This is a genomic window from Lysinibacillus macroides (assembly GCF_001281525.1).
In the GTDB taxonomy this organism is placed as follows: Bacteria; Bacillota; Bacilli; order Bacillales_A; family Planococcaceae; genus Lysinibacillus; species Lysinibacillus macroides.
The window spans coordinates 951,459-960,484 of sequence record NZ_LGCI01000010.1 but is presented as its reverse complement, the minus strand read 5'-3'; the positions used below and the strand labels follow the sequence as shown (position 1 = coordinate 960,484).

The 9,026-nt window shown below is 37.2% G+C and carries 20 protein-coding genes; 16 read left to right on the top strand and 4 right to left on the bottom strand.

The window, feature by feature from the left end:
- Positions 1-386: 386 nt before the first annotated feature.
- Both ADM90_RS19530 and ADM90_RS19525 read right to left on the bottom strand, forming a co-directional pair.
- On the bottom strand, positions 387-581 hold the full coding sequence (locus ADM90_RS19530; protein ID WP_152928052.1) for a hypothetical protein: 195 nt from the start codon (positions 579-581) through the stop codon (positions 387-389).
- Positions 582-674: 93 nt separating this feature from the next.
- Positions 675-1,070, bottom strand: coding sequence for a helix-turn-helix domain-containing protein (locus tag ADM90_RS19525; RefSeq protein ID WP_053996569.1), 396 nt, complete (start codon positions 1,068-1,070; stop codon positions 675-677).
- 114 nt (positions 1,071-1,184) lie between these two features.
- Here ADM90_RS19525 and ADM90_RS19520 point away from each other — a divergent pair, with 114 nt between their 5' ends.
- Together ADM90_RS19520 and ADM90_RS19515 are read left to right on the top strand one after the other, a co-directional pair.
- On the top strand, positions 1,185-1,430 hold the full coding sequence (locus tag ADM90_RS19520; RefSeq protein WP_327037039.1) for a helix-turn-helix transcriptional regulator: 246 nt from the start codon (positions 1,185-1,187) through the stop codon (positions 1,428-1,430).
- A gap of 56 nt (positions 1,431-1,486) precedes the next feature.
- On the top strand, positions 1,487-1,804 hold the full coding sequence (locus ADM90_RS19515) for a hypothetical protein (RefSeq protein WP_053996568.1): 318 nt from the start codon (positions 1,487-1,489) through the stop codon (positions 1,802-1,804).
- On the opposite strand, the gene ADM90_RS19510 is transcribed toward ADM90_RS19515, so the two are convergent.
- Positions 1,785-2,318 carry a hypothetical protein gene (locus ADM90_RS19510; RefSeq protein ID WP_053996567.1) on the bottom strand — a complete coding sequence of 178 codons (534 nt, stop codon included), beginning with the start codon at positions 2,316-2,318 and terminating at the stop codon, positions 1,785-1,787. The two genes, ADM90_RS19515 and ADM90_RS19510, sit on opposite strands and share 20 nt — an antisense overlap.
- A 93-nt stretch (positions 2,319-2,411) precedes the next feature.
- On the opposite strand from ADM90_RS19510, the gene ADM90_RS19505 reads away from it, so the two are divergent.
- Positions 2,412-2,603: a helix-turn-helix transcriptional regulator gene (locus ADM90_RS19505; protein WP_053996566.1), complete on the top strand. Its 192-nt coding sequence runs from the start codon at positions 2,412-2,414 to the stop codon at positions 2,601-2,603.
- A gap of 5 nt (positions 2,604-2,608) precedes the next feature.
- Positions 2,609-2,767 carry a BC1881 family protein gene (locus ADM90_RS24370; RefSeq protein ID WP_152928051.1) on the top strand — a complete coding sequence of 53 codons (159 nt, stop codon included), beginning with the start codon at positions 2,609-2,611 and terminating at the stop codon, positions 2,765-2,767.
- Positions 2,768-2,947: 180 nt separating this feature from the next.
- Here the strand turns inward: ADM90_RS24370 and ADM90_RS19500 are convergent, their stop codons facing one another.
- Entirely contained in the window at positions 2,948-3,565 is a 618-nt protein-coding gene (locus tag ADM90_RS19500) for a hypothetical protein (protein WP_053996565.1), read from the bottom strand.
- Positions 3,566-3,643: 78 nt separating this feature from the next.
- Between ADM90_RS19500 and ADM90_RS19495 the strand changes: the two genes are divergently transcribed.
- From ADM90_RS19495 to ADM90_RS24070, 12 genes are all read left to right on the top strand, one after another.
- Positions 3,644-4,348, top strand: coding sequence for a Rha family transcriptional regulator (locus ADM90_RS19495; protein WP_053996564.1), 705 nt, complete (start codon positions 3,644-3,646; stop codon positions 4,346-4,348).
- Positions 4,349-4,366: 18 nt separating this feature from the next.
- Positions 4,367-4,672 (top strand): hypothetical protein, encoded by a 306-nt coding sequence (locus tag ADM90_RS19490; protein ID WP_053996563.1) that lies wholly within the window; start codon positions 4,367-4,369, stop codon positions 4,670-4,672.
- Positions 4,673-4,828: 156 nt separating this feature from the next.
- Positions 4,829-5,104, top strand: a complete 276-nt coding sequence (locus ADM90_RS19485) for a helix-turn-helix domain-containing protein (protein ID WP_053996562.1) — start codon at positions 4,829-4,831, stop codon at positions 5,102-5,104.
- Positions 5,105-5,365: 261 nt separating this feature from the next.
- Positions 5,366-5,623: a DNA-entry nuclease gene (locus ADM90_RS19480; RefSeq protein WP_235473692.1), complete on the top strand. Its 258-nt coding sequence runs from the start codon at positions 5,366-5,368 to the stop codon at positions 5,621-5,623.
- An 11-nt stretch (positions 5,624-5,634) separates the two neighbouring features.
- Entirely contained in the window at positions 5,635-6,000 is a 366-nt protein-coding gene (locus tag ADM90_RS19475) for a hypothetical protein (protein ID WP_053996561.1), read from the top strand.
- Positions 6,001-6,022: 22 nt separating this feature from the next.
- The gene (locus ADM90_RS19470; protein WP_053996560.1) at positions 6,023-6,214 is read left to right on the top strand and encodes a hypothetical protein; all 192 of its coding nucleotides are present in this window, start codon (positions 6,023-6,025) and stop codon (positions 6,212-6,214) included.
- A 195-nt stretch (positions 6,215-6,409) separates the two neighbouring features.
- Positions 6,410-6,646, top strand: coding sequence for a hypothetical protein (locus ADM90_RS19465; protein WP_053996559.1), 237 nt, complete (start codon positions 6,410-6,412; stop codon positions 6,644-6,646).
- Positions 6,647-6,750: 104 nt separating this feature from the next.
- Complete coding sequence (locus tag ADM90_RS19460) at positions 6,751-7,461, top strand: ERF family protein (RefSeq protein ID WP_053996558.1); 711 nt, start codon at positions 6,751-6,753, stop codon at positions 7,459-7,461.
- A complete protein-coding gene (locus tag ADM90_RS19455) occupies positions 7,458-7,637 on the top strand; it encodes a hypothetical protein (RefSeq protein WP_053996557.1) in 180 nt (59 codons plus the stop codon). The genes ADM90_RS19460 and ADM90_RS19455 overlap by 4 nt, the downstream gene beginning before the upstream one ends.
- Before the next feature lie 12 nt (positions 7,638-7,649).
- Positions 7,650-8,657, top strand: a complete 1,008-nt coding sequence (locus ADM90_RS19450) for a DnaD domain-containing protein (protein WP_053996556.1) — start codon at positions 7,650-7,652, stop codon at positions 8,655-8,657.
- A gap of 4 nt (positions 8,658-8,661) precedes the next feature.
- Positions 8,662-8,931: a DUF6877 family protein gene (locus ADM90_RS25625; RefSeq protein WP_053996555.1), complete on the top strand. Its 270-nt coding sequence runs from the start codon at positions 8,662-8,664 to the stop codon at positions 8,929-8,931.
- Positions 8,883-9,020: a single stranded DNA-binding domain-containing protein gene (locus tag ADM90_RS24070; protein WP_235473690.1), complete on the top strand. Its 138-nt coding sequence runs from the start codon at positions 8,883-8,885 to the stop codon at positions 9,018-9,020. Before ADM90_RS25625 ends, ADM90_RS24070 begins: the two co-directional genes overlap by 49 nt.
- The last annotated feature ends 6 nt before the right edge of the window (positions 9,021-9,026 follow it).

Here is a 9,026-nt window from a genome sequence, read left to right as displayed (position 1 = left end):
TAGTTGAGTCAATTCAGTTATTATGCATCTTACTTAGGGTAATTTATCACTCAAATAAATACAGAATAATTAAGATTATATAGAAAATAGTAAATAATTCTTTGAGTAAATACTCCTACATCAACGATAAAAAATATTACTTAAATGATTAATACTCCCAATAATGGTGCTTTTAAAGGACATGTTATTTATGACATGTCCTATTAGGATATAAAATTATACTTAGGGTGCTGGGCGCTCGTGGGTATATTATTGTTTCCTTACTCAATACCTATGCGTTGCACCTTCTGACTACGTAAAAGGATTCGTCAGCTTGGCTCAAAGTTGCCATAGCAATCGTGCCTTAGGCTTCCTTTGAATTCACCCAGTACTTCCTCTATAGTTACTTATAGAGAGGGCATGGTAATACCAACTGCGCTGTTATTAAATGTAGATGCAATTTGACTTGCTGTTTCATATAACTCTGTGTTTGCAAGAGATGACATATGGTTTCCTAAGAATTTATCCATAGCGTCACCCTCTTTTGTGAAGTTACTTACAGCACCGTAAACTGTATCATCAGCGAATGCTCTAGCAGCCATCAATTTGTTATCAGGATCGTCTTTAAGCGATCCTTTCTTTATGTTTCCATAAAGTTCAGCATATGTGTTCACCCTAAGTAGTAATTGGATAAATTACAATTCCCCATTATCCTTCAAAATTTCCCACATCTTCCGCAGCTTTTCTAAATCCTCTTCCTTCGACTTCGGCAACTCTTTGTACCATTTTTGTAAGGTGGGGTTGTTGGCGAAAGCTTGGAATTCCGCTTCGTCTTTTTCAGATTTTGTTTCTTCTGAGGTGTCTGATTCTAAGTAGCCAGCTTTAATTAATAACTCTTTATAGTCATATTTGTATGCTTTTGATAAAAGTTTTAGTGTTTCAGGGGTAGGGTTAACATGTTTACCTGAACGTTTATCAAATCCTTTTTCGATAGTGTCTAAGTATGTATGACTAATACCGATACGTTTACTGGCATCTCGTAAAGACTCACTACCTCTTAATTCTTTCAGTAATTCACCTAGAGTTTTCATGTAATCACCACCTGTAATACATACTTTACAATACTTTAAATAATTTATGTATTTATTTAACTAAAAAAAACGTTAATCATTGTTGACATTTCGGTAAACCTTGTATTACACTAAGTGCACAAGGAGGTGTTATTCTTGGTTAACAAGTTAAGGGATATTAGGATGCAAACAGGAATGTCAGTTTCAGAACTTGCTCGTAGATCTGGTACAACACGTCAAACGATTACTAATATTGAGCTTCATGGACAAGAGCCTGGTGTTAAATTAGCATTACTGATCGCTCAAGCTTTAAATAAGGATGCAAAAGATATTTTTTTTGACGATTTTGTTATACAAGGTTTACAAAAAGGTGTTGTTTAAAATTTCCTACTAACAATTCAATCTCCTCAAACAACTAAAGAGAAAGGGGTGAGAACATGGAACAACGATTGAAAAAACTCGAAGAACGAGTAGCTATGTTAGAACAACATTTAGTAGAACTTGCTTTTCATGCAGGCGAAACAGCAGGGAAGTTGGCTGCTACAACAGTAACTTCCCGTAATGATGAAAACTCTTTAGTTATTGATGAGTTAAGAGAGAAACATGTGCGAGTCAAGTTATCAAATATTTGCTTTGAAAATCCGTACTATCAGTATCAATTAGAGCAATTAAAAGAAAAAGATGAATTAAATGCTATCAAGCAAATTGAATCAGCATTAGGACATAAACAAATCATTATTGGAATAGCTCATTAAGTAATTCATCCATAGAATCGAATGTAGTCTTGGAATATTCCTTCTCGGTATCATTTTTAATAGAAAAGCACCATGGATTTGTATCTACAGTTTCTAATTCTTGTTTCAAAATGTGGATACTTCTCTCGATTTTTTCTATCTCCCATTGTAGTGAATCGCCAGATGTTCTAGGAGCATAACTTCCATCATTCGATGGTTTAGGATTAATTCCGATTGAATATTGTTGGGAATCAAATGTTTTGCATTCTAGCTCAAAAATAAAATGGAAGATGAAATATCTTTTGTCAGAAATGTCGTGATGCAATATAAATTCCGAAGTTCCGTACACAGCTTTAGTAAAATTAGCTGACTTTGAAACTTCAAATCCTTTTGTTTCGAAAAATGATGAAAACTCAGAAATAGAATCTTGAATTAAACGATTAACTTTCACTTCCTCGGCTTTTGTTAGTAATTCTGATATCGTTGTCTGGGTTTGTTTCAGGTCTTCGAGTTTTTTTAGTTGCTCAATATTCATATGTATTACCTCATTTCAATATAGAATAAATGTTCTTACTAATTGAATATAACACATTATATTGTGGTGTTCAAAAAGAAAGGAGCCTATATATTGAAAATTCGTGTGAAAGAACTAAGAGAATACCGCAAGTTATCAAGGTATCGACTTGCCAAACTATCAGGAGTAAATGAATCTACACTCCAAATGATAGAAAACAGTGAAAATCCAAATCCAACATTTCGTGTTATGTGTAAAATCGCTGATGCTTTGGAAGTAAGTTTAGACGATCTAAGAAAGGAGTGAGATGCATGGAACAGCAATCTACCAAAGAGCTTTACGAACAACTAGCTAATCGTGAAGGTGTGACAGAAATCATTATTCCACCTTACGAAAAATTTCAAATTGTACAAGACCAGCGTGTACATGAATTTACTGGTCCTGCACGAGTATTAATTAATATAGATTAGGAGGTTAAGCATGTTTCGTAATATGCGCCATTATCTCATTTTACTTAATGCTTTTCTTAAAAATAGGAAGTGTAGCCAATGTTCACATAAATTTGGCGTTCTTCATTGTTACGAAGAATTTTGGATTTGTGAAACATGTGCACAAATAAATAGTGAACAGGGGTTTGAATTAGAACTTGATTAAATTTTATTCCAGATGACCATAAATTGTGCTGCTTCAGATTCAAGAGCAATTAGGTGATCTTCAGTGGAGGGTTCATCTGAAATTAATTTACCTTTTTGGACGTTTAAAATTGCAGGTTTTACATCAGGAACATGCTCAATGGTGAAATCAGATTGATTTAATAGTGTCAAAGATGAGCGGCATTTATTTTTATCAATTCGTTCGTCCTTCCCTTTGAAATACAACTTGATTAAGTATGAAACACCATCAATTTTTAATCCAAGTTCTGGTGATGAACGGACAGTTATATATTCGCTATACCAATTGGATTTGCCGGGTTCAAACCATTCAATTTTTTTATTTTTAATAAATTTCAAATGTGCTTTGACTGCTTCAAGATAATTCTTTTGTTTAGCTTGAGTCACCTTTTTAGCAAGAGAAAGCAAGTAATCGTTACTATATTCGTTCTCATGAAATTTTCGAATCCCATCTCGTAAAGGTTTCCAGTAATCAAAAGCAGGATTGTATTCATCTTGATATTTTATTTGCCTAACCATTGAGGTTTTTCCAGTAACGCCTTTAAAAGTAAAGTCAGTAAATTGAGTAAGTCCAACAGATATTTTTTTTGAAGACATTATTAACAACTCCTTTCTATCTGTCAATATTCGACAAAAGAGGATGGAAGCCTTTAATAAAAATCGGGAGGTTTTATCATGAATCAATTACCAAGAAATATCTCAAGTTTAGAAGTTGCAGAAATGGTTGGTCGTAGACACGATCAAGTATTGCGTGATATTCGTACAATTGTTAATCACTTAACAGAAGGGAACGACCACAAAAGTGTGGTGGTTGAAAAATACTTCCTTCAATCAGATTACAAAGATAAAAAAGGTGAATTTAGGGAGTGTGTTCTACTTACTAAAAAAGGCTGTGAATTATACAGTACTCGAATGACTGGTGAAAAGGGTACTCAATTCGCTGTTCAATACATCGAGCGTTTTAACGAAATGGAACAACATATCCAACATCAATTGCCAAGTGATCCAGTTGAACTAGCACTACAAACATCACTTAAAAATTATCAGGAAATCAAGATGATAAAAGGCGATGTGGAATATTTGAAAGATCATATGCGCATTGATGGTGCGCAGGAATTTGCGCTTAATGCACAAGGAAAAGCGAAAGTGCTAGAAGTGCTTGGAGGCTATGATTCAGCGGCATATAACGCTGTTGCTCGCAAGGCATTTGCTGAATTATGGCGTGATTTCAAAAGGCACTTCCAACTTCCGCGCTACAGTGAATTACCTAAAACAAAGTTTGATGATGCAGTTTACTTTATTTCCAAATGGCGACCTAGTACCTCACTTGAAATCGAAATTGAGAGTTATAACAAACAACAACTTCAATTAGTTAAATAAGTTTAAAGGAGGATTTCGATGTTAGCACAATCAGAAAGCGAAGTGATTCAAAGTATCTTTGCATTATCTGGTATTACACGCGAAAAAGTATTAGCCGTATTAGACAAAATGCTTATGGATCATGCAAGGCCTGCCCTTATATCGTGGACGATTGAGCAAATGTCTTTGTCCACAGGCATCAAAAAGGAGTACCTTGATAAGCACGTTTTAAAGGACCCACGTATGAAACAATTCGAACGTAGAAATAACGGTAACGGTTTACGCATTTGGATGTACGAAGGTAGCTTTGAAGCACTCCGAGAAATCTTGAATGAATGGGATTAAAAATAAATATATCGGGCAGATGTACAATTCCAACCCATTCTTACAAAGAAGTTGGGGCAAACAACCTCTTATTATCTCAACTATAAAGCTAACTTACTGACGATACCATGCGTGGTAAGCATAATATGCACTTTCTGCATGGAAGGGGGTGTCATTATGCATGTAGATATTGGAGCACTCATCAAAAGATGCCGTAAACGAGCAAAGTTATCACAGGAGGCATTTGCAGAGCTTATGCATACTACGCAGTCAACAATTAGCCGTATTGAGCAAAATATCATCGCTTGCGAGGCTAAATTTCTAGCACGAGCTGCAGCAATTACAAATTCTCAGGATGCAGTTATAGCAGCGTTATTTAGTGCAGATGCAGCAGTACAGTTTTTACAAACAGTACCCATGTTTATAGGAGGATTATTCAATTGGATGCTTTAGAAAAACTGAATCACCAGATTAATAGAGAACTAGCTTGGATTGAAGATCTAACAGTAGAAATCAGGATGCTTGCTTGCAAGGGGCAATTGCGGCTGAGTTAAACTTGCAAGGAAAAAAGCACAGGTGGTGAAGAAACTTGCGGATCAAGCCTAGGGCGTGGCGACATATGACATTAAAGTAAAGATTAATATATGTACATTTCTTTTGTGAAAAGAGGGTGTTGAAGAAGTTAAATGGCAATTGAAGGGCAGGTGAGTAGCAGTGGTGAAGGTTAAAGGCGCTGAAATCACGTATGACAAGCAAGGACGAATGAATTATCATCCTAAATTTCATTTCTCACATGGGAAACCTTTTACGGAAAGGGAACTTGAATATATCTGTAAGTTTTATGAGATTGATCACGTAAGAACGATAGCATTTGCAATCGGTAAAACGGAACGTGCGATTCACACTAAAGTGCAGTGCTTAAAAAGAGGAAATTTATATGATTATTATAAAAATCGCAATAAGTACTGGTAGGAGGGAAATAAGTGGATGCTTTAAAAGTTTTAAAGGATGAATTGTTGGATGCATTCAAGGAAATAGATCATCTACAAGAAATGTTAGCAGGCAATAACGGCATGAGCGTGATGGACATTAGAGCGCAATTTGTGGACCTACATCGTAAATGGTTAGCTGCTGAGCGTGAAAATAAGAAGTTGTTAGCGAAAATCGAGCAACGTTTTAAGCAAGAACAAGAATTGTTAGAAATTTTGATACACCAAGCTAAGAATGCTTCTGGCGAAGATGATTTCTTAGAACTTTGTAATCACCAAGTATCGTTGCAGCAGGCACGTGTGAGTACGATTTTAGACGTACTAGAGCTACTCCAGGGCGGTGGTGAAGAAACTTGCTAACGAGAATCTTTAGAAGTAAAAAATGGGACAAGTTATCGTTACAACAACGGTTGGCAGCTACTGGAAATTGGTGGTTCAGATGGTGAAGTGGTTAGTGAATTATTTTTATATGTCAGATGATGACCGCGATCAAAAACATAAGGAGTTTTGTGTTAAATGTGGTCTATGTATGATTGCCATTGGTATCCCGATCATTATTGCTTGCTGGCAATAAAAAAAGCTGCTTAATCGTTGGCCCGATTAAACAGCGAAACTAAGTTTAGTTATGAATAATTATATCACAAAATTAGACGTTTGCGAGTGTGATCTCGCTCTCGTCAAGCAGTCTACAACTCCGTTCCTCCCCTTGACGGTTTGCCAAGGTTGTAGGCTGCTTGATGGGATTGCCCGTCAGAAATGAGGTGAAATTATGTCCATTTGCGAGAAATTACAGTTAGCAATAGATGTTATTAAGAAATGTGACCTTGAGAAGGATGTATTGAATGTCGTGATCGCTCATACAGATAAGGTCGAAATTTTGATTAATAACGAAAATACACTTTTGGAATTAGAAGGTGTGAAGACAGTTAGTTATGAAGGGAACATGTTTAATAATAAAACTTTTGTTTTTATCGATGGTGTAGAAATTTACTCCTATCACAATTAAAAAACCACTGTTCCAGCAGTGGTTTAAAAAATACCATTTTAAAAATAAGTTACAAATATTGTACGCCATTGGCTTCAAGAAATCAATAGGTTAGGAGGGATACGATGATTTTTTCAGAGAGTAATACCAATATTGCGGCTGCGTTAGCCAAATCATGGGCTGTTATTCAAACGCCTAAGCACAATACAAAGGTAGAAGTGCGTACGAAAACTGGGCGCTCTTACACATTCGAGTATACCGATTTAAACGGCATTTTGGACGCAGTAAAGCCTGTATTTGTTGCAAATAAATTAACTATTATGCAGAACAGCTATACGCAAGCGGAGGGGAATACGATCTTTGCCTGTGTGGAAACGATTATTTTGCACGAATCAGGAGAGTATGCTAAGTCGTTCCCACTTAAATTCCCAGCAGCTAATAGCATGCAAGATTTCGGGGGGCAAATCACTTATATGAAGCGGTATAGTTTGGCAGCCATGTTAGGGCTGGCGACTGAAAAAGACGATGATGCGAACGGCATGAGTGGCAATGATTATGCTTATCAGCAGCAGCCACCGCCGCAAAATCAACCGCCAGTGCAAGAGTCTGCTCAACAATCAATAGATGCAGAAAAAGAAAAAATGTCAGGTGCCCAGTATACAGAACTGAAAAAAGCATTAGCAAAAGTAGCACAAGCTTTTGGGGCAGATGTACAAACCGTTTACAACGGTGCATTACAAGCTTGTTGGATTCCAGACAAGCATTCCAAATCGTTAACAGCAAAAGAGGCAAATATGTTAATCAATCATTTGTTATCTACTAAGGTGACCGAATGAATGACGTGCCACACCGAGTATTGTTGCCGCAGTGGATTTTTGACCAAGCAGCAGGCGATGAAACCGAGCTATATCGCCTAGTGCGCCGCTATATGTGGCAAAGCTACCCACATTACAAAATTATCAGAATCGAAGGTAGCTTCGCCATTTGTGAAAGGCTAGATAAATTTTTATAGGAGGACCAGCGGATGGAGAATAAAAACATCGTAAGAGTAGTCAAAAATAAAGATTATACAGTCATAAATAATACATCACTTTATGATAAAAATCTGAGTTGGAAAGCAATAGCCATCCATGTATTTATGCTCTCTAAACCTGATGATTGGACATTTCATAATAGCGAAATTATGCAATGGGCAACGGATGGTGAGACATCTTTTAATACAGCACTCACAGAATTGAAAAAGTATGGCTATGTCAAAAAAGAAAGACGCCGTGGCAAAAACGGTAAATTCGATTGGATCACAGTGGTCTATGAAGTACCCCAAGTTGAAGGGGATGGCGAATTGGAGCAACAACCAGAGCAGCCATTACCTGAAAAACCATCCATGGAAAATCAGCCTATGGTAGAACCATACCCCGAAAAACCATCCATGGAAAATCCACGAGTGGAAAAACCATTCGTGGAAAATCAAGGACTACTAAATACTAATATACCAAGTACTGATTTACTAAGTACTGAAAGATTAATTAATAATACTGATGATGATAAGGAGCCACCTGCTAACACAGCAACAGCAGAAAAGCAAACCGCTCCTCCAGCACAAAATGCATTTACGTTCTACGAGCAAAATCATTTTGGGGCGCTGGGCTCTTTAATCATTTACAAAATGGATCAATGGATAAATGACCTGTCAGAGCCTTTAGTTATCCATGCGATGGAAAAAGCCGTACTGAACGGAAAAACAAACTGGGGTTATGTGGAAACCATCTTAAAAGATTGGTTTAACAAGAAACTCTTAACGTTGGAAGCGGTGGAAGCTGAGGATTTACGTTGGAAGAATCAACAAATCCAAGCCAAACAACAACGTAATCAATCGCCAAGATATTATCCACCAAAACAGCAAACAGCACCTGTACCTGAGTGGTTTAAGAACCGCAATGACACTATTCCAGTTGATGTACCTGAATCAACATCAACCATGGACTTTGAAGCAGAGCGTCAGAAAATCTTGGAAATGTTAGGGAAGGGGTAGTGCGATGAGCAGACATGAGGAGCACATGAACATGCGGAACCATCTTGCAAAGGTTGCGCAGGCTAAAGGAACTTTTACTAACGGTACCGATCAAGCACTGGTACGAGCAGTGACACAATCCATGACACATGAGGAAGTAGCCAAGTATATCAATCAACTGATTAGCGAGTATCAGTTCCCGCTTCCGGTCTTACAAGACATCCACAAGCGGTTAAGCGACAGCCAATGTCCACACTACGCCATGCAGCAGCTACGGTATTTAGACAACCTATGAACCAGCCAAGCTATACACGAGTGGATGAGGACCCATTTGCAAATAGCAAAGCACCAATAGAAGTGATGGATGAGGATCTTCCGTTCTAAAAAAAG